Below are 17,684 nucleotides of genomic sequence, written 5' to 3' on the forward strand. Positions count from 1 at the left end.
ATTCAATTCCTTGCCAGTCTTAAATTGTTTTAAAAAGTCGTCTGATATGAAGTCTTCTGCTTTCATAATACTGTGTGTATAGTTTTAAAATTAGGAAAATCGAGGTGAATCCCCGATTTTCAGATTTACACAGTTTATGAGATAGTGTCGTATTTAAGCGGAGTTCGAATCTATCCTGGTGTCTTGTCAAAGATTTATTGTGTTACGATTTTATAAAAGGGTATTTCGCATATATATCTACATCCTCAATTTTTCTCAATGCTGGCCCCTTGCTTGTTAATATTTGTTTGCTTTCTACTATTATTTCATCTAAATCAAACCCTTGTATTGTCCTGCCTAATAGAAAAGAAATGGTATAATCTGTCCAGTTATCACTTTTTACAGTTGCTACTTCCGAAGCTTTTTTCATAACTTCCCAAGTTTCGTTTTCCGTTAAATAGCCTACCCAGTAGCACCATTTTGCCAATGATACGGCCCTGCAAATATCCCAGGCATAAGCAGATTTTACTTGAGCAACTCTATCCAGGTCTAGTCCTAAACCTTTTGAAATATTTTTTTGAGTAATGCTTAATTCTTTTGTTGACTGAAGAAAAATAGGTTCAAATTCATTACTTCTTTGCAATGATATTAAACCATTTAAAGTTTCTTTCGCCGTTGTTTCGTTTGTTATTTCCCATTGTTGTTTTAATCCGCCGATATATTCATTCAAACTATTTTCTGGTTTGATTCCAAGGATTTTCTCTCCTCTATAATAAAACAAAATTCCGCCAAATGAAAGTAGTCTTTTTTGTTCGTCGGTTAATGGTTTGTCTGAATGATTGGTATTGAAACTTTCTTGTTGTTTATTATTGTATTTCTTCATCTTCGCTTTTAAGACAAGCATATATACAATAAATAACAAGGCTATTCCACCGATAATAAGGTAAGTGTTCATTGTAATAGGGACTTTTAATGTTGGTTCTTTGATTATTTTTTGAAGTCAGTAAGTTATAGGTCAGGAATATCATTGCTACAGAAAGCGGTGTATGTAAAGGCTGCCGTCTGGCTCAAAAATAATAAAATAAATTAATATTTAAAATATTTTAAAATATTAATGCGATTTATGTTCGTCGTGAAGTAATCATCGTGTTAGCCTCCAGCTTTATTAGCGATTAGTGGCAAGGGGAATTAATGCACAGATACAGTTAGCCGGACAATCCCGGGACAAGGGACTATCCAAAAAAGCATCGCCTGTCTCAATCCGGCAGTAAGGAATTTTCCCATTAAACTAAGCACATTCCTGGATGAAAAATTTGAAGGATGGGTCAACAAAATCACGATATTGTGCATCGAGCCTGCTACAAACCGAACGCAGATAGTAACCAAGGAGCTGGTATTTGACGAAAACCTGAACGCCATGGAAATTGAAACAATAGAGAGACTGGTAGGGATAACAAAAGAACACCTGACATCAAAAAAATAAGCCATCGAAATTCAATAAGATCTGTTGATTTTTTGGCTGTCAATAAAGTATTTGCCGTCTTGGAGGGCGGAGAATCCCCCTTTTAGGTTTCTTAAAAGGGGGATTTTATTGAACTTGGATTCACCTAAAATTTACCATTTAATCGTTCCAACTGTCTATAAAGCGTAGTGGAAAATCCTTCAAAACCCTCTACAATTGTGAGTTTTCCGCACTTTTTTTATCTTAGCTTAGTAAAACACCCTCCTTAATTAGTATATTTTATTTATATTTGACACTCTTTTTCCGCAGCCTGAAAGTATTCCTTCATCATAACAGCACTGAATATGCTTTCCTGAAAGAAAAGCATATCAATTCCGGGATGCCGCTGCGGTGGCAGACATGAGCTTCGATGAGTTCCGCAAAGCTATTCTTCCGGCAGCAGCACAAGAGAATGTATCACTCACGGATGCTATCTTTGATACCGAAAGAAAGATGCGGGTATTACAGGAGATGTTGCCATAAAAACAATTGTGTAATGAAGCCATTTGAATTATTGGAATGGGATAGTGATTTTCTGGGATTTGAAATATACCGGATCAACCGGCAGGCCGGCAGCGAAACAGAGCTGGCAGCGCTGCTGGCGGCAATACCCGCTTCTGCACGGTTAGTGTACTATCCTGCGGAAGCAAAGGTAGCGCTGGAATCGCCGGTACTGCAATCTTTCCATGGCTTCGAAGCAGACATTAAAATTACTTATGTCAAACATAACATCCGTACCGGCATTCTGCCGGAGCATATTTCCAGCTGCAGGGCGGTTGTGCCGGATGAACAGTTAAAACAGTTGGCCATTCAAAGCGGCATCTGGTCCAGGTTTAACAGGGATCCCCGTATCGGCGGCAGTAAATTTGAAGCGTTGTATACTATCTGGATGAACAACTCCCTGAACCGGAGCATCGCGAAGGAAGTGCTGATATATCAGGTAGAAGAAAAGATCGCTGGTGTGGTAACACTGGGAGAAAAAAATGGGAGGGGAGACATAGGACTGCTTGCCGTAGATGAACGATACCGCGGAATGGGCATCGGTACCGCACTGATGGTGGCCGCAGAACACTGGAGCGCTTCACAGGGATATACATCTATGCAGGTAGTTACACAGGGGTTGAACCGCCCGGCCTGCGCTCTGTATGAGAAAAGCGGATGCGTTGTAGAGAATACCATATATTTTTATCATTTCTGGCCTGACCGGTCATGATTTACTTTTTAATAAGCCATGCATATGATACCATTTAATAAACCATACCTCACCGGTAAAGAAGCCCACTATATGTACCAGGCGGCCTTGTCCGGCAAACTTTCCGGCAACGGAATTTTTACCAGAAAGTGTCAGGCAGCACTGGAGAAAAAATATGGCTTTAAGAAAACATTGCTCACCACCAGCTGCACCGATGCGCTGGAAATGGCATCCATACTCATAAATACACAACCCGGAGATGAAATCATCGTCCCCTCTTATACTTTTGTTTCCACTGCCAACCCGTTTATACTGAGAGGCGCCACTATTAAATTTGCCGACAGCAGCGCAGGTAATCCCAATATAGATGCGGAATTGCTGGAATCGCTGATCACTCCGCGCACTAAGGCCATTGTTCCCGTGCATTATGCCGGTATTGCCTGTGACATGGACATGATCATGAATGTAGCCAATAAACACCGCCTCTATGTTATTGAAGATGCCGCACAATCTATTGATGCCACTTACAAAGGCCGCCCGCTGGGATCTATAGGGCATCTGGCAGCTTTCTCCTTCCATGAAACCAAAAATATCATTGCCGGAGAAGGTGGTATGCTGGCCATCAACGATGAACAGTTTATTGAGAGAGCAGAAATTATCTGGGAGAAAGGAACTAACCGCTCCGCCTTCTTCCGCGGTGAAGTAGATAAATATGGCTGGGTAGACATCGGCTCTTCTTTCCTGCCTTCTGAAGTTATCGCCGCTTTTCTATATGCTCAGATTGAAAATATTGAAGATATACAACATCGCAGAGTGCAGATATGGGAGCTGTACAGAAAAGAGCTGGATAACCTGAAAGACCTTATCACACTGCCTTTTATTCCGGATTATGCTACCAATAACGCACATATGTTTTACATCGTGTGTCGGGATCTGGAAGAAAGACAGGCGCTCATCGCCTGGCTGAAGCAACATGATGTACTGGCCGTTTTCCATTATTTGTCCCTGCATAAATCCGCCTACTATCAGGATAAGCATGATGGCCGGGAACTGAAGTATACCGATTATTATTCGGACAGGCTGGTAAGACTTCCCTTGTTTTATGAGCTGACGGATGAGCAGGTTATGCATATCACCGGTTGTATCAGGACTTTCTACCAGCAGAGAAAATAATATATCAAAAGCAGCGGCTATCACTGCTGGAGACACATTTTGTCTATTTGTTGGTCTATATTTTTCCTGTTGAAATCTTACTAAAAAAGAGAAGGCCGTACGGCCTTCTCTTTTTTAGTAAGATTTGATCTCCTGTTATTTTTTATTCTAATAAAAAAGGAAGTATTGCTGTGGTCTTGGTTCTTTTAATCCTGAGATCAGGAGCCGTTAAGCGGTGCATTTTACGGACTCTACGGCTGTTGAAAACATATCTTATTACTTCTCGTATACTTCTCGTATACTTCTCCGGTACTTAGGACTCGTCTATCTATTACATTCCCACCATACTTCTATTACTGTCCTATTATACTCTTACTGCTGTTACATTACTCTCTTACTACACTCTTACTACTCTTTCACCGCACTATGACCCCTTTTACAGCGGCAATACCTGCATCGCAACCAGGTTATTTTTCCAGGGTGCTTTTGAAAAAAGTATCTACTTCTTTAGCCCATAGTTCCGGAGTTTCCAATGCCGCAAAGTGGCCGCCTTTATCTATGACGGTAAAGCGCTTGACATTTGCTTTTCTTTCTGCCCATTCCCGCGGTGTAGGGGCATCACCAGCGAATATCGCAACGCCGGTGGGGGTATTAACCTTTTGGCCTGAAGCCAGTTGTTGAAAGGCGCCTACGGCATAAGTGCGCATAGAAGAGTTAATCGTTTGGCTCACCCAATAGATCATGATATTGGTGAGGAGTTCATCTTTGGTGAAATGATCCTCGATAGTGCCACCTGGAGTACGCCATGCATTGAATTTTTCAACGATCCAGGAAGCCAGGCCCACAGGGGAGTCATTCAAGCCAAAAGCCTGCGTTTGTGGTTTTGTGGCGTGCAACATGGCATATGCTCCTTCCCGGTACCACCATTGCTGTATAAACTGTCCGAATTCCTGTTCGGCTTTGGACATGGTGCTCCAATCTTCCGTGCCGTTGGGATATCCCACGTCTGACAAGTGGATAGCCGTCACGTTTTCGGGATAAAGATTTGCAATTGATTTGGTGATGCCGCTGCCCACGTCTCCTCCGGCTACCAGGAAGGTTTTGTATCCGAGTACCTCTTTCATCAGTGTAGCAAAAATTTTTGCTGAACCATCGTCCGTCATGGCTACATGACCAGAAAAGCCAAAACCGGGAATGGAAGGTATTACCAGGTTGTAATCGTCTGTTAATAGTGGAATGACTTTGTGAAAGCGATAAAAGCAATCGGGCCATCCGTGTAGCAGCAGCAGGGTAGGGGCATTAGGTTTTTTACTTTTAATATGGAGGAAATGAATGGGAAGACTGTCTATTTCCACTATAAACTGTGGGAACTTGTTAAGCGAGGCTTCCTGGCTGCGCCAGTCGTACCCATTTTGCCAATAGGCAACGAGGCTTTTAAGAAATTCTGGATCAGTACCATATTTCCAGCCAATGTTTTCAGGCGCATCAGGCCAACGGGTTTGGCGGAGGCGGTTTTGGAGATCGTCCAGTACAACTTGTTGCACATTGATCTTGAAGGGCTTTACAGTAAACATATTGTTGCTTTTTTTGGATTGCGCGTAAGAGGTCATTGCCATTATCGCGATGCACAGTAAAAGAATAGTTTGTTTCATATCCTGGGTGTTTATTGAAACAAAGTTATAAGCGGGTTGTGACAACAGTATGTCAGTTGCAGATCAGTGCGAAAATAAAAAAAATACAATAGGTTATATAGACATACCTGCTGTTGACTATCTGACCCCAACACGCTGCCGGTTCCGCACAAGACTTCTTTCTGATTACGTTGTGATAGCCATTCATGACTACCGAAAAATAACCGCAGTGCTATCCCGTATTTTGTTAAGACAAAACAAAACCCTTAAAATGAAAAAGAAAAAGCTGTCTTTAAGTAAAAAACTATTCGTTCAGAGAGAAATTGTTGCCCCTCTTAACAATCAGGAACAATATCAGTTAATCGGCGGAGGTCCCAGAACTACCTACGGCTGCCCTACCTGGTTACCTAATGCAGGTTGTTTTACAGAAACAAATCCTCACGTTCTTTGTAATTAGTCCTTTCGGTCAGTTTGGATTAACTACAATTTATGTTGCACCAAGGCAACCTGAAAAAGACTTTGACAGGTTGCCTTTGGTATGCGTTTTATCGGAGGCTACATTATAAGATGGTCAAATTGAAGGATCCTTATGTACTGTCCCAGTGAGATCCACTCTTTGGATAGGAGCCAGATGATAGCGTTTGTTTCCTCAGGATTAGAGATGCTGTTTAACAGAATGATCTCCCTTTTTACTGCTTCAAAAAGATGGCGAGACCTTCAGAGCTACTACTACCGCCATTAGAAAGGTGGGTAGCAACTCCGTTTTTCCAGTAGGTGATAAAATTACCGTCGAAGCCCGCAACGTACACCGCACTACCCGAAAGAGCGATGGCATTAGCTTTGGTGTTTCGGGTACCGTCGCCCAGATTTTTAACCACCCCATTTTTCCAATACTTCGCAATATTTCCCCTGCTTCCGATATTTTGATAACCGGATACATATACATTTTTCCCAGAAACAACGATGCCTGTTGCCACATTATATTCACTGCCATCGCTGAGTGATATAGCATCTCCATTTTTCCAGTACTTGGCAACCGGGTTGCTTCCACCCTCAGTTGATATGGATTCATATCCGGCTACATATACATCACTACCCACCACTGCAATTGCATTCGCATGTGCCGATTTCGTACCATCCGTAAGCGGTACGGCTATACCATTTTTCCAATATTTAGCCACAAGCCTGCTCCCGTTAAATTCGCCTCCTGCTATATACACATCCTTTCCTGATACCACTATTCCGTTTGCATTAGTATGGTGGCCGGTTGTACCATCCGAGAGATTGGTGGCCACGCCGTTCTTCCAACATTTGCCGACTTTGGTACCGTTACTATTTGTTTGGGCTCCTGTAACGTAAACATCATTACCATTTACAGCAATGCCACCAGTCAGTGTATTAAAATCACCCACGGCCAGTTGTGTTGCAATGCCATTTTTCCAGTATTGGAGCTTTCTTCCGCCGGGAATATCTTCCCAGCCGGCTACATATACATCATTACCTGCAACGGTTATAGCTGTGGCATAACCACTAGCTCCTCCGGTAAGGTTGGTAACGATACCATTTTTCCAGTATTTTGCCGCGCTGCTTTCATAACCCGCTACATATATTTCAGACACGGGTATTTCGGGGCCATCAGGTTGATTGGACGCTGAGTTTTTATCTTTTTTACAACTGGAAATGCTTATAACAAGAATGGAAAAAGCAATAAGGCTATAACAGGTTAATTTCATTTTTATGCTTTTGATTATATTGATCGTTGAAGATATGGTTTTCCAATTTTGAACTTTTTCCCCAATAGTCTTAATTTACGCCATTGCTCATGCATTGAGCAAGATTCATACCAAGAAGGGGTTGTTTTCTTTGTTATTCCCGCTGGTGCAGGATCTCAGCGCGGTTTTCAAACCGCGCCGAAGATATGGAACACCTAAGCAAGCCTTCAAATCGCTGGATTTGAAGGCTTGTTCTATTCCGCAATTTCCCGGAATTTTGTTGTTATCTTGTAGTAGATTTATATTCAATGTCAAATTGGTTAGAGTCCTCAAAGGGTAAAAACGGTCTCAACGCGAGCGATAGTGTAGCATGAAATATTAAACGTTTTCCGATGTAGTGTATAGAAGCGGTTGGGGCGGATTTTGTGTGGACTTCTTCGATTTCAGGTTTTCTATGCCCTGCATAATTGATACAATTCAAATCATCCTATGTTGTACAAACTGTATTTGTTAGCCGGTTTCATTTTACTTGCCGTTTCATTATACAAATTGAAACAGTCTTTTGATTTCATCAGCAAAAGTGAACGGGCCATTGGCACCGTTACCTCGATGGAAGAAATTGATGATGCCTACTCACCGGTTTTTACAGTAAAGACAAAAGAGAATGGCGAGATCATTTACCACCATGCAGCTGCAAGTAAGCCAGCATCCTGGGATATCGGAGAAGAAGCCATCTTTCTGTATAATCCTGAAAACCCAGATTCCGCCACGTTGATGAGTTATTTCTGGCTCTTCAACTGGACGATAGTTTTTATGGGCAGCGCCATTCCGTTGATTATCGTGGGGGCAGGTTATTATTTTCTTAAACCGTTGATAAGTTGGCCGGATAAAAACAATACCTGAAAAGTGAAAGAACGTTTCTGGTAATTACATAGCATTATTATTTAAAGCTAAGCAGATGATCATATATCTCATTTTTATAACCGTTGGCGGTTTATTATTAGCTGGTGCATTAGTAGAGCTGAGGAATAAGCTGACATTTGTAAAAGACGGTGAGCGCGCTGTTGGCACCGTTGTTCAGCTTGTTGAAAAAGAAGATAGTGAGGGTACATTTTATTTTCCTGTTTTCGATATTCCTACCCGTCAGCATGAAATAATTACGTATAGGCATTCGTCAGGTTCTTCAGCTGCACAATGGCAGATAGGTGAAACGATTGCATTTATATTCGAGCCTGGCAAACCGGATACTGTTAGGTTCCTCAACTATTGGAGGATTTTTTGGTGGCCACTGAGCCTGATGGCCGTGGCGCTGGATCTTTTGGTGATTGGAGGCGGCTATTTTCTGTTGCGTGGATATTTTGGCACTTAAGGTGTCAGGTTGTATTTATAAACAAGTAGTTTAGTACTTTAATAAACGTCGTCCAATAAATGAATCATCAAATTTATCCACCCAGTCAAGACTTAGCGGCACTGGTCGAATGTTATTGGACATTGGAAAGCCTAAAAGGAAAAACGCCCGAAAAAAACACCATCGTTCCTGACGGCTGTATGAAAATGATTTTTCACTACGGCGATTTGTATAAACAATACATCGAAAACGGAGATAGCGTTTTCCTGCCGAAATGCTTTGTAATAGGACAACTGACACGACCGCTTGAAGTAGAGCCGACAGGAGAAACCGGTATTTTTTTTGTTCGTTTTCACCCATACGGATTTTTGCCTTTTGCAACCATTCCGATAAAGGAAATGGAAAATACAGCCGTTTCATTGGAAAAGCTGTTTGGAAAGGACGGAAAGGAAATCGAAAAAAAGATTTTGACCGCTGGTTCTACTTCTGAGAGAATAGCATTGATTGAAACTTTTTTATTAAGCCGATTGATTGATACCGAAACCATTGACCATATTGTAAAATCAACTGTTGAAACTATTTTGACAGCTAACGGACAGCTGTCTGTTGACGAACTTTCCAAACAAACCAATATCAACCGCAGACAATTGGTACGCAAATTTTCTTCTGCCATTGGTTTAAGTCCGAAACAACTTTCAAAAACCATCAGATTGCAAGCCACGCTCAAAATGTTGCTGAATAAGAAAATTACAAGTCTTGTTGCTTTGGCTTACCAGGGAGAATATTACGACCAGGCACATTTTATTAAAGATTTCAAAGAATTTACCGGGCTGACTCCCAAAGAATTTTATGGTGACGACTTAAAGATGTCTTTGATTTTTGACAGAACAGAATAGCCTTGTCCCATTTTTACAATTTTATGTTTCAAGCGCATAATAACTTTGCTACCGAACATAAAATAATTTGATAATGGAAAATCTGATCAATTTCATCGACATTCCTGCAACGGATTTCAGCAGAGCGGTATCTTTTTACAAAGCCATTTTAGGTTTGGAGATCAACGAAACAGAGATGTTCGGTACAAAAATGGGCTTCTTCCCAACTGACGGCACAAACGTGTCGGGAGCAATCGTTCAGGGCGAAGGTTACACACCCTCAACAGAGGGAGCTATTGCTTATCTGAATGGTGGCAACGACTTACAAACGGTATTGGACAAAGTAGCACCCAACAACGGAAAGATAATTGTTCCGAAAACGCACATCAGTCCCGAAGTAGGATATATCGGAATGTTCATTGACACCGAAGGAAACAAAATGGCAGTCCATTCAATCAACTAGAACAGATGAATATAGCTACCCTGGACTTCCTGAAAAAGTTAGAAAGGAACAATAACCGTGAATGGTTCAATGAGCATAAAATACCCTACACCGCTGCCCGCGAAGATGTTATTTCATTTGTTGAAGAACTGATAGGGGAAATGGCCGGATTTGATAAGAAATTAGGGAAAGTAGATGCCGGAAAATCGCTTTTCCGGATATATCGCGACACAAGATTTTCACATAACAAGGAGCCTTATAAAACCAATTTCGGAGCAAATATAGTTTCGGGAAAAGGGCATGAGAAAGCCGGATACTATCTGCATATCCAGCCTGGACAATCCTTTTTGGCAGGTGGTATCTATATGCTGGAAAATGATAAGCTGAAAGAACTTCGGAAAGAGATTTCCAGCAATGCCGAAGCGTTTCAAAAGATTGTGGGTGAAGCATGTTTCTGCCGTTATTTCGGAGGTTTGAGCGAAGAGGGGAAATTAAAACGTGTTCCCTTGGGCTTTGAAAAAGAAGACCCGATGGCTGAATATCTGAAACTGAAATGTTTTGTAGCTATCTGTCCCATTTCTGATGAAGCGATTTTGGAAAAAGAGGCGTCAAAAAAGTTTGCTGAAATTTATAAATCCCTGAAACCTCTCAATGATTTTCTGAATGCACCTTTTCTCTAACATGTAGCTTTGGAAAAAGAAGTTGAACCTCACGACGATATTGTTGTGAGGTTTTTTGAGTTGGGCGTAGTAGTGAGAATGAATGAAAAATGTTCTAAATTTATTGCTCATGCCGGTACCGGCAGTCATCACGCAGGAGAAAATCTATTCCATAGAGGTATTTACTTAAAATCAGGCATATCATATGACTCAGAATAATAAGGCAATACTGGAAAAAGCAAACGCAGCTATCACTGAAGGGAACTATGAAGCGTTTTTGTCTTTCTGCACCGACGATACGGTATGGACATTTGTAGGCGACAGGGTACTACAAGGGAAGGAAGCCGTTCGACAGTATATGGCAACGGCGTATGTGGAGCCGCCAAAGTTCATGGTCGAAAATTTAATCGTCGAAGGTGACTTTGTTACCGCAATTGGCAAAATCAGTATGAAAAACGAAGCCGGGATAATGATCGATTACTCTTACTGCGACGTCTGGAGGTTTCGCGATGGTAAGATGGCCGTATTAAAGGCTTTTGTGATAGAGACTGCAACCAGTTAAATGGGCGCGTCATTGCTATTGAAATGCCTCTCTGAGCATAAGGTGCCAGCAAGGGCAGCCGGAACATTTCTGACATCATCCTGGAGTGGTAAAGCGGATTGGGTGCAGGGATTAAAACTTCAAAAAGATTTCCCGGAAAATCTTCCAAAAAATAGTCGTATCTTCTTTTACCATTGTCATGAGATACCGTTAGATCATTTTATATTATACAAGTATAAGCTTCCATAAGCATCCTTTCGCGAAATTGAAAGCGGTGGGCATCAACTAAGTAACAATCTTAATCTGGTAGCAAAAGATATCAAAAACCTATAAATTCATCAGGCTATTTATGAAAATCAAAGCATATGGAATTAAAGAGGAAGGTGGAAAAGCGGAGCCATTTTATTATGAAAGAAATGTTGGCGACAATGAGGTAAGGGTTAAAATTATTTATTGTTCTATTGCAAGAGGGGATGTCCAATTCATAAGTAATGATTGGGGCGATACAAAATTTCCGCTTGTTCCAGGACATGAAATTGTAGGAATTGTTGAGGAAACCGGCTCAAATGTAACTGCATTAAATGTGGGCGACCGCGTTGGGATCGGTTATCAGCAGGAGGCTTGTTTTGATTGTGAGTTTTGCAATGCAGGAAACGAACAATATTGTGCTCAGCAAAAAGTAATTGGTGTGGATTGCTATGGTGGTTTGGCGGACCATATCGTTGTCGATAACAGATTTGCATTCAAACTTCCAACAGCACTTCACCCGACCAATTCGGTTCCTTTGCTGTCATCTGGTCTTACCGTATATTCAGCAATTGTAAGAGCACAGCTGCCAGCCCACTCCGTTGTTGGGGTCCTGGGAGCTGGTGGTCTTGGTCACCTGGCCATCCAGTTTTTAAATAAAATGGGACATGAGGTGTATGCATTTTCTCATTCTCCGGAGAAAAAAGAGATGATTAATCAGTTGGGAGCTGAATTTGTACTTAGCTCAAACGTCAATAATCTTACAACGATTAATAAGAAATTTGATTTTATTATCTCTACATTGAACGTGCCGTATGATCTGAATCCTTTTTTAAAAATTCTTAAACCACAGGGAAAGTTTTGTGTGGTGGCTACCCCTTTGGAAAAGCAGTCAATTAACCTTGGTTTGCTTTATGATTATGCTCAACGAACTATTTATGGAAACTATGTGGGTAGTCGCCAGAACATGATAGACATGCTTGATTTCTCGGTAAAGCATCATATTGAGAGCGCGGTGGATGTTATGCCATTCACTAAAGTGAATGAAGCGATAGAAAAGGTAAGAGCAGGAAAAGTAATTCGGTTAGTATTGGAAAACTTAGCATAACATGAATTCACAGGAAAAAGTATTAAGCTGTTATAACCTGGTAGCCGATGACTATGCGGCTGAGCGTTCGGACGAACTGTCCAAAAAGCACTTTGACCGCTTGCTATTGAAGGAATTTGCAGCTGTCAATAAAGGCAAAGGACTATGTGCCGACTTTGGCTGTGGTCCTGGACAAACAACAAAATTTCTGTATAACAATGGCCTGAAAGATATCTGCGGCATTGACTTGTCGCCGGCAATGGTCTGTGCTGCCCGGAAGCTTTCCCCTGAAATCAAATTTGAAACCGGGGACTTGTTGAATATCGCTTATCCGTCAGGATATCTTGGAAGTGCGCTTGCATTCTATGCGATAGTCCACTTTACCCATGACCAGATCAGGAAGTGTTTCGAAGAAATAAACAGGGTATTGAAGACAGGAGGAGATTTTTTATTTTCCTTTCACGTAGGAGATGAGGTCGTTCATTTTGACAAAGCTCATGACAAGGAAGTTGATGTTGATTTATTCTTCTTTAAGACGGATGATATAATAACACTACTTGATGGCGCGGGTTTTAAGATAATTGATGCCATAGAAAGGCGTCCGCATGCAGATGTGGAATACCAAAGCAGACGAGGCTACATCTGGGCTAAGAAAAAATGAAGAGAAAGATAGCTCCAGGTATTTTTCATTGCAATAGCTGCCGATGGTATTTTCCAAAGCAATTAATTGAGGCTAAAAACGCTAGTCATAAACTCTTTTATATAAACCACTCATTCTTCTTTGGTGATATTTTCAAGACACTTCGTTGTGATGGAATTACTCTGCTTTACCTGGATGCTTGTCGAAGAAATCACTTTTTTCTCCAATAGCCGTTCTGACACAATTCATAATAGATTCGTGCAGATCGGTACCAGAAGCATGCAGGGGGTCGATGGCCTTTACCAATAATGTTCGCAATGTAAAAAGTTGCTCTCTGTTATATTTTTTCGATTTTTTCACCAATTCTAACTTCATCAGTTGCTCCTGCTGATCGTGTTTTGGGTTGAAAATTTCATTTATATGGCTGCATTGGTGGCAGACGCCATTTTTGTTGATTAACGCGCACCTGTTTTCAAAAATACCCGTCATTGTATTTCTGGCATCATTCAACAAGTGTTTTATTACTCCTTCAGTCTTCCCGAGAATGAGACAAATTTCCTTGGTTTGAAAATCGTAGATATCCTTTAGGATCAGTGCGACTTGATTTTCTATGAGTAAGGTCTTTGAGATACATGTGAAACAGAAGTCGATATGCTCTTTCATTTCGTAAGCCCCGGCCGCTGAGGTATCATGCACCTTCCAGAAGGCCTGCCTGACTTCCTCTGAACCTATGGCCAGGTCGGCCCCGCGATCCTGGGCATCAGGCTGCCATCTTTTCAACTTCCGCAGATGATCGTAGGCAAGGTTGGTGGCTATTTTGAATACCCAGGTTTTCAGAGAAGCATCCTGGTTAAAGGTCGATATTTTAGTAAATGCTTTGATAAATGTATCATGCGTCAGGTCATCTACATCATTACGATCGGCAAGTAAGCGATACAGGTAAGATTTTAGCTGGTTTTGAAATTCGGCAAACAGCATTTGGAATGCATTGATATCGCCGGATATGGCCGATTGGAGGATGTCTTCCCTTTCCATTCATTAATAAATAAAAAGTGAGGTTGCAGTCTTCCATGGGAAGGCTGCAACCTCTAATATACTATAATATGTTCAGCTTGCCGCAATCCACATCAACGATATGACTGTTGAAGGCGATACCAGTTTCAGAGGCAAGGAAAGCAGCCGTTTCGCCAACCTGCTTCAATGTTGGACTCGTCTTTAACAGGTCGAAGGCCTTGTACTGTGCAATCAACTGCTCCGGAGGTATTCCGAGATGTTTTGCAGAGGCCTCAATCCATCCGGAAATCCTCTTCGTCTCCATTAAGGCGCCGGGGCAAATACCGATCACCTTTATGCCATCTCCACCCCATTCGGCGGCCATTACCCGCGTTAATCCCTCAATAGCGGCACTGGCGGCCGTGATGCCTGCCACATTAGGCAGTTTGCTCCTGGATAACGCAGCCGTGAGCAATAAGATAGTTCCCTCGGATTGGGTTTGCATCATGTATTTCGCTGCTGCCCTCGAAGTAAGGAATTGTGAACCGCAGATCGTTTCCATAGGGGCCATAAATTGTTTGAAAGTAGCGACCGTTGTGAGCGGGCGGCCCCCCATCTCGTTATAATCAACCGCTATACCATTAAATACTACATCTAATTTTCCGTTGTTCGAGGCGACCTTTTTTAAGAAGTTGTCTATTTCAGTCTCATTCAATGCGTCCACTTTGGCGGCTTCCGCATTTCCACCACCCGCTTTGATCTCCTGGGCCAATGCCTTTACAGCATCCAGGTTTCGGGCGGTGACATACACTTTTGCCCCGTGTTGGGCAAACGATCGCGAAACTGCTCCCGCAATATCTCCGGATGCAGCAAATACGACGGCTACTTTGTCTTTTAGATAAATCATTTTATTGAGTTTATCTTTTGACGAATCAGCCTTGCAAAACGATCGGTTTTTTGAAAAAAAAGATAGATATCTCGTAATGTATTGATTATGAGTTTTTTTGAGGTGCTTACGGTTGGTACCGGATGCCAGGAAATCGTACATTATCTGGATATCGTTGAACGACCAGAGACAGAAGAAGAAGGTATTGAAGAATGGGAAAAGCGTAACGTATTTTACACTAAAATTTCAAAAACAGTTAAAGAACGGTTTGCACATAGGTATGCAGAACTTTTACTGGTGAAATTGAAAGCACAAGACCTCATACCCTTTGAGAAAATTGACTAAGTAAGAATATCTCTGAGGGGGAAAGCATATGTATTTGAAGAAGAATTTGTAGCATTTGTTGCGATATTCTATTGGGTTGATATTGCCGCTGCAGCAGCTGTGACAGGGCCGTTTATTTTTCCTCAAAAGCACTGATATCTACATAATATTTACGTGGATTGTTTCGATCTACATACACGTCTATTTTTTTATCTTGTCTAATTAGTGGGGTGGGATCAGACCAGATAAAACCACTTTTGAAATTACTGATATTTCCGGTGAGTGAATCTTTCCCTTCACACCGGATAAAAAAAGGATGGCGGTTATTCACAGAAATGGATTGGTTGATATCTACTGAAATAATATCAGCGTGCATCAGGAACCCTGATTGTTTTAGCTGTTCATGGCGGGAGTGACTGATCTTTCTCACTACGAAATAACCCAGGCCAAGCGCACTAAATAGGAACCCCAGGCCTCCTGTTATCAGGCTGCCAAAATATTGTTGCCAACCAGCTATTTCTGCGCTGTCCGGATTTTTGGGGTCATAGTACATGGCCACGGTTTCGCCTATTTTATAGCCCGCAGGTCTGGAAGAAAAGGAGGAAATGTAACGATGCTTAACACCATTAGCATCATCATATGTAACGACAGGAGAAAAAGTACGGTCGCTTTTCGACAGCAGGTCAACTACYGTTCCCGTGGTTTTTACCGCTGTGTTATTATATTTTGCAGTGTTATACCAGATAACCAGGCTAATGGCCAGGAGCAGTAGTCCTACTGCCAAAAAGATGCTGAAAGTGATAGATACGGCCCTGCGTTTCATTGGGGTAAGCGATTGATTAAGTGCACAATATAAGAAAATTGAATAGATAAGTACAGGTGATGTTTTGTGAGCGGCTTTCAAAAAAGGAGCTGGGCGATTTTGTCAGCAGTTGCGTCATGTAGAAAGCTTTTTTGTGGGAAAGCTATTTTACCGAAATCATTTTCCCGGTATCAATCATTTTTCCATCCACATAAGGGTGTACATATAAATGGAAGGCCTATTATTTAAAAGTTGGCCATCTTGATAACTTAAACATTTCAAAATAATGTATGTTTGCGATAAATTTTACCACTATGAAAAACAAAATTCTATTTGTCGTGTGCCTTCTATTTGGCCTGATGTTCATTAATGCCGGGCTCAATAAGTTTTTTAATTACATGCCAATGCCCAAAGACATGCCTGAAAGCCTGATGAAATTAATGGGCGCCTTTATGAGTATCAGTTGGCTAATGCCACTGGTAGGCACAGTTGAAGTGGTAGGTGGTGCACTTTTTATTATGAAGAAAACCAGGGCGCTCGGAGCCATCGTTATCCTCCCCGTAATGGTAGGTGTTTTGCTGACTAACGTAATCAATGCACCATCGGGTTTACCCATCGCATTGGTGCTTTTCGCCGTTAACATTTGGGTGATTATTGAGAATCGGGAGAAATACCTGCCGATGGTAAGATAGGTTGACTAAGAAGGAAGCGATAACATTACTCCCATCATACGAATATGTAAAGCGGGTGCCTCGTTATTAATGAGGCACCCGCTTTTGTATTATTGCTTTAGGTATATAATCTCCACGTGATTGGCGGAGTCGATCTCAGGATTATCTTTTGACTTCACATAGTTGACGATGGCAGTAGTCACGTTATCACAATCAATTATCTGGCAAGACATAAGCGGTTTTTCAAAATAGCCTCTTACACAAGTATAAGTATAGGAGTTGTTGGTTCGATGTTGTATCGAAACCTCCTCAAATACACTATCGGCGCCATTCATTTTTATGAACAATTTCATCTTACTGATTTCATTTCCACTATTGCAAATACCTCTGATAATCTTTAGGCCTGGGTGTAATTTTTTCTTTTCCTTACTGCCATTTTTAAAGGAAGTTGACAGGCATACTAAAGGAAGTAGGAATAGGAGTTTTTTCATGTTCATTTTTTAAGATAATTATTTGATGGACTACCGGGTTATCAGATTTTTTGTATTCTTCAAAGACCTCAGATATTTTCTGAATTTTGAAAAGCTATTTTGGTCTTTGAAAATGTTGATGGAATAATAGTAACAGCGATTTACCGGGYCTTATTAAATATAGAATTTATTTAATGAAATTCATGAGTCATAAAGTATCCGGTAAGGGAAATGATAAGGGAATTCATGTAAATCAATTGTTAATCCGTTTTCCTTAACCATGAATTACCCAGTTAATGCGTTATTAACTAATAAGTTTGAGCATCATTCATACGCATTAAAACAAGGCCTGGAAAATGAAGTACTTTGCCCGCGCGCTTATACCTATCCTATACAAGAAAAGTTTATTCCCCGATTTGTTAAGGCAATTGTGCTATTGTCACTTAAAACTTTGATCAATCCGGAAAAATATTTAAGTTTACAACTACCGGAATAAAGTAGGTATACCCCTGATCAACAGTAACCACCAAATT

General features: G+C 41.3%; 22 protein-coding genes. 15 read left to right on the forward strand and 7 right to left on the reverse strand.

Annotated features, from left to right (window positions below; translation table 11 throughout):
• Window positions 1–202: 202 nt before the first annotated feature.
• A complete protein-coding gene (locus tag AC1DP6_RS27360) occupies window positions 203–934 on the reverse strand; it encodes a DUF1266 domain-containing protein (RefSeq protein WP_477057708.1) in 732 nt (243 codons plus the stop codon).
• Between the two features lie 897 nt (window positions 935–1,831).
• On the opposite strand from AC1DP6_RS27360, the gene AC1DP6_RS27365 reads away from it, so the two are divergent.
• From AC1DP6_RS27365 to rffA, 3 genes are read left to right on the forward strand one after another with little or no spacing between them, the layout of a single operon-like run.
• Complete coding sequence (locus AC1DP6_RS27365) at window positions 1,832–1,963, forward strand: hypothetical protein (protein ID WP_477057709.1); 132 nt, start codon at window positions 1,832–1,834, stop codon at window positions 1,961–1,963.
• Between the two features lie 13 nt (window positions 1,964–1,976).
• Window positions 1,977–2,693: a GNAT family N-acetyltransferase gene (locus AC1DP6_RS27370; protein ID WP_477057710.1), complete on the forward strand. Its 717-nt coding sequence runs from the start codon at window positions 1,977–1,979 to the stop codon at window positions 2,691–2,693.
• 24 nt (window positions 2,694–2,717) lie between these two features.
• Window positions 2,718–3,845, forward strand: coding sequence for a dTDP-4-amino-4,6-dideoxygalactose transaminase (gene rffA, locus AC1DP6_RS27375; RefSeq protein WP_477057711.1), 1,128 nt, complete (start codon window positions 2,718–2,720; stop codon window positions 3,843–3,845).
• Between the two features lie 446 nt (window positions 3,846–4,291).
• On the opposite strand, the gene AC1DP6_RS27380 is transcribed toward rffA, so the two are convergent.
• Window positions 4,292–5,476, reverse strand: a complete 1,185-nt coding sequence (locus AC1DP6_RS27380; RefSeq protein WP_477057712.1) for an epoxide hydrolase family protein — start codon at window positions 5,474–5,476, stop codon at window positions 4,292–4,294.
• A gap of 49 nt (window positions 5,477–5,525) precedes the next feature.
• Here AC1DP6_RS27380 and AC1DP6_RS27385 point away from each other — a divergent pair, with 49 nt between their 5' ends.
• Window positions 5,526–5,912, forward strand: a complete 387-nt coding sequence (locus tag AC1DP6_RS27385) for a class I lanthipeptide (RefSeq protein ID WP_477057713.1) — start codon at window positions 5,526–5,528, stop codon at window positions 5,910–5,912.
• A 232-nt stretch (window positions 5,913–6,144) separates the two neighbouring features.
• Here AC1DP6_RS27385 and AC1DP6_RS27390 read toward each other — a convergent pair whose 3' ends face one another.
• Window positions 6,145–7,188, reverse strand: coding sequence for a hypothetical protein (locus AC1DP6_RS27390; RefSeq protein WP_477057714.1), 1,044 nt, complete (start codon window positions 7,186–7,188; stop codon window positions 6,145–6,147).
• 468 nt (window positions 7,189–7,656) lie between these two features.
• On the opposite strand from AC1DP6_RS27390, the gene AC1DP6_RS27395 reads away from it, so the two are divergent.
• The 9 genes from AC1DP6_RS27395 (at window position 7,657) to AC1DP6_RS27435 (ending at window position 13,026) form a co-directional block, all read left to right on the forward strand.
• Window positions 7,657–8,070, forward strand: coding sequence for a DUF3592 domain-containing protein (locus AC1DP6_RS27395; protein WP_477057715.1), 414 nt, complete (start codon window positions 7,657–7,659; stop codon window positions 8,068–8,070).
• Window positions 8,071–8,125: 55 nt separating this feature from the next.
• Window positions 8,126–8,536 carry a DUF3592 domain-containing protein gene (locus AC1DP6_RS27400; RefSeq protein WP_477057716.1) on the forward strand — a complete coding sequence of 137 codons (411 nt, stop codon included), beginning with the start codon at window positions 8,126–8,128 and terminating at the stop codon, window positions 8,534–8,536.
• A 59-nt stretch (window positions 8,537–8,595) separates the two neighbouring features.
• A complete protein-coding gene (locus AC1DP6_RS27405; protein ID WP_477057717.1) occupies window positions 8,596–9,411 on the forward strand; it encodes a DUF6597 domain-containing transcriptional factor in 816 nt (271 codons plus the stop codon).
• 73 nt (window positions 9,412–9,484) lie between these two features.
• On the forward strand, window positions 9,485–9,853 hold the full coding sequence (locus AC1DP6_RS27410) for a VOC family protein (RefSeq protein WP_477057718.1): 369 nt from the start codon (window positions 9,485–9,487) through the stop codon (window positions 9,851–9,853).
• Window positions 9,854–9,858: 5 nt separating this feature from the next.
• On the forward strand, window positions 9,859–10,512 hold the full coding sequence (locus tag AC1DP6_RS27415; protein ID WP_477057719.1) for a DUF2461 domain-containing protein: 654 nt from the start codon (window positions 9,859–9,861) through the stop codon (window positions 10,510–10,512).
• Window positions 10,513–10,521: 9 nt separating this feature from the next.
• Entirely contained in the window at window positions 10,522–10,710 is a 189-nt protein-coding gene (locus AC1DP6_RS27420; protein ID WP_477057720.1) for a hypothetical protein, read from the forward strand.
• Entirely contained in the window at window positions 10,697–11,053 is a 357-nt protein-coding gene (locus AC1DP6_RS27425) for a nuclear transport factor 2 family protein (RefSeq protein WP_477057721.1), read from the forward strand. The genes AC1DP6_RS27420 and AC1DP6_RS27425 overlap by 14 nt, the downstream gene beginning before the upstream one ends.
• 328 nt (window positions 11,054–11,381) lie before the next feature.
• The gene (locus AC1DP6_RS27430) at window positions 11,382–12,386 is read left to right on the forward strand and encodes an NAD(P)-dependent alcohol dehydrogenase (RefSeq protein WP_477057722.1); all 1,005 of its coding nucleotides are present in this window, start codon (window positions 11,382–11,384) and stop codon (window positions 12,384–12,386) included.
• A 1-nt stretch (window position 12,387) separates the two neighbouring features.
• A complete protein-coding gene (locus tag AC1DP6_RS27435; protein WP_477057723.1) occupies window positions 12,388–13,026 on the forward strand; it encodes a class I SAM-dependent methyltransferase in 639 nt (212 codons plus the stop codon).
• Between the two features lie 156 nt (window positions 13,027–13,182).
• On the opposite strand, the gene AC1DP6_RS27440 is transcribed toward AC1DP6_RS27435, so the two are convergent.
• Together AC1DP6_RS27440 and AC1DP6_RS27445 are read right to left on the reverse strand one after the other, a co-directional pair.
• Window positions 13,183–14,040, reverse strand: coding sequence for an RNA polymerase sigma factor (locus tag AC1DP6_RS27440; RefSeq protein WP_477057724.1), 858 nt, complete (start codon window positions 14,038–14,040; stop codon window positions 13,183–13,185).
• Between the two features lie 61 nt (window positions 14,041–14,101).
• Window positions 14,102–14,905: an SDR family NAD(P)-dependent oxidoreductase gene (locus tag AC1DP6_RS27445; RefSeq protein WP_477057725.1), complete on the reverse strand. Its 804-nt coding sequence runs from the start codon at window positions 14,903–14,905 to the stop codon at window positions 14,102–14,104.
• A gap of 87 nt (window positions 14,906–14,992) precedes the next feature.
• Between AC1DP6_RS27445 and AC1DP6_RS27450 the strand changes: the two genes are divergently transcribed.
• Window positions 14,993–15,229 carry a hypothetical protein gene (locus tag AC1DP6_RS27450; RefSeq protein ID WP_477057726.1) on the forward strand — a complete coding sequence of 79 codons (237 nt, stop codon included), beginning with the start codon at window positions 14,993–14,995 and terminating at the stop codon, window positions 15,227–15,229.
• 112 nt (window positions 15,230–15,341) lie between these two features.
• Here AC1DP6_RS27450 and AC1DP6_RS27455 read toward each other — a convergent pair whose 3' ends face one another.
• Window positions 15,342–16,031 carry a DUF3592 domain-containing protein gene (locus tag AC1DP6_RS27455; RefSeq protein WP_477057727.1) on the reverse strand — a complete coding sequence of 230 codons (690 nt, stop codon included), beginning with the start codon at window positions 16,029–16,031 and terminating at the stop codon, window positions 15,342–15,344.
• A 293-nt stretch (window positions 16,032–16,324) separates the two neighbouring features.
• On the opposite strand from AC1DP6_RS27455, the gene AC1DP6_RS27460 reads away from it, so the two are divergent.
• The gene (locus tag AC1DP6_RS27460; RefSeq protein WP_477057728.1) at window positions 16,325–16,702 is read left to right on the forward strand and encodes a MauE/DoxX family redox-associated membrane protein; all 378 of its coding nucleotides are present in this window, start codon (window positions 16,325–16,327) and stop codon (window positions 16,700–16,702) included.
• Between the two features lie 89 nt (window positions 16,703–16,791).
• Here AC1DP6_RS27460 and AC1DP6_RS27465 read toward each other — a convergent pair whose 3' ends face one another.
• Window positions 16,792–17,034, reverse strand: a complete 243-nt coding sequence (locus AC1DP6_RS27465; RefSeq protein ID WP_477057729.1) for a hypothetical protein — start codon at window positions 17,032–17,034, stop codon at window positions 16,792–16,794.
• Between the last annotated feature and the right edge of the window lie 650 nt (window positions 17,035–17,684).

The organism is Chitinophaga sp. 01L420, from assembly GCF_056399985.1.

What these genes read in the sequence shown, in the direction of transcription:
- AC1DP6_RS27465 (WP_477057729.1), bottom strand. Translation starts at nt 17,034, where the DNA reads ATGAAATTGTTCATAAAAATGAATGGCGCCGATAGTGTATTTGAGGAG.
- AC1DP6_RS27385 (WP_477057713.1), top strand. Translation starts at nt 5,526, where the DNA reads ATGTCAGTTGCAGATCAGTGCGAAAATAAAAAAAATACAATAGGTTAT.
- AC1DP6_RS27460 (WP_477057728.1), top strand. Translation starts at nt 16,325, where the DNA reads ATGAAAAACAAAATTCTATTTGTCGTGTGCCTTCTATTTGGCCTGATG.
- AC1DP6_RS27445 (WP_477057725.1), bottom strand. Translation starts at nt 14,905, where the DNA reads ATGATTTATCTAAAAGACAAAGTAGCCGTCGTATTTGCTGCATCCGGA.
- AC1DP6_RS27370 (WP_477057710.1), top strand. Translation starts at nt 1,977, where the DNA reads ATGAAGCCATTTGAATTATTGGAATGGGATAGTGATTTTCTGGGATTT.
- AC1DP6_RS27410 (WP_477057718.1), top strand. Translation starts at nt 9,485, where the DNA reads ATGGAAAATCTGATCAATTTCATCGACATTCCTGCAACGGATTTCAGC.
- AC1DP6_RS27400 (WP_477057716.1), top strand. Translation starts at nt 8,126, where the DNA reads ATGATCATATATCTCATTTTTATAACCGTTGGCGGTTTATTATTAGCT.
- AC1DP6_RS27360 (WP_477057708.1), bottom strand. Translation starts at nt 934, where the DNA reads ATGAACACTTACCTTATTATCGGTGGAATAGCCTTGTTATTTATTGTA.
- AC1DP6_RS27430 (WP_477057722.1), top strand. Translation starts at nt 11,382, where the DNA reads ATGAAAATCAAAGCATATGGAATTAAAGAGGAAGGTGGAAAAGCGGAG.
- AC1DP6_RS27380 (WP_477057712.1), bottom strand. Translation starts at nt 5,476, where the DNA reads ATGAAACAAACTATTCTTTTACTGTGCATCGCGATAATGGCAATGACC.
- AC1DP6_RS27390 (WP_477057714.1), bottom strand. Translation starts at nt 7,188, where the DNA reads ATGAAATTAACCTGTTATAGCCTTATTGCTTTTTCCATTCTTGTTATA.
- AC1DP6_RS27415 (WP_477057719.1), top strand. Translation starts at nt 9,859, where the DNA reads ATGAATATAGCTACCCTGGACTTCCTGAAAAAGTTAGAAAGGAACAAT.
- rffA (WP_477057711.1), top strand. Translation starts at nt 2,718, where the DNA reads ATGATACCATTTAATAAACCATACCTCACCGGTAAAGAAGCCCACTAT.
- AC1DP6_RS27395 (WP_477057715.1), top strand. Translation starts at nt 7,657, where the DNA reads ATGTTGTACAAACTGTATTTGTTAGCCGGTTTCATTTTACTTGCCGTT.
- AC1DP6_RS27450 (WP_477057726.1), top strand. Translation starts at nt 14,993, where the DNA reads ATGAGTTTTTTTGAGGTGCTTACGGTTGGTACCGGATGCCAGGAAATC.
- AC1DP6_RS27440 (WP_477057724.1), bottom strand. Translation starts at nt 14,040, where the DNA reads ATGGAAAGGGAAGACATCCTCCAATCGGCCATATCCGGCGATATCAAT.
- AC1DP6_RS27435 (WP_477057723.1), top strand. Translation starts at nt 12,388, where the DNA reads ATGAATTCACAGGAAAAAGTATTAAGCTGTTATAACCTGGTAGCCGAT.
- AC1DP6_RS27405 (WP_477057717.1), top strand. Translation starts at nt 8,596, where the DNA reads ATGAATCATCAAATTTATCCACCCAGTCAAGACTTAGCGGCACTGGTC.
- AC1DP6_RS27425 (WP_477057721.1), top strand. Translation starts at nt 10,697, where the DNA reads ATGACTCAGAATAATAAGGCAATACTGGAAAAAGCAAACGCAGCTATC.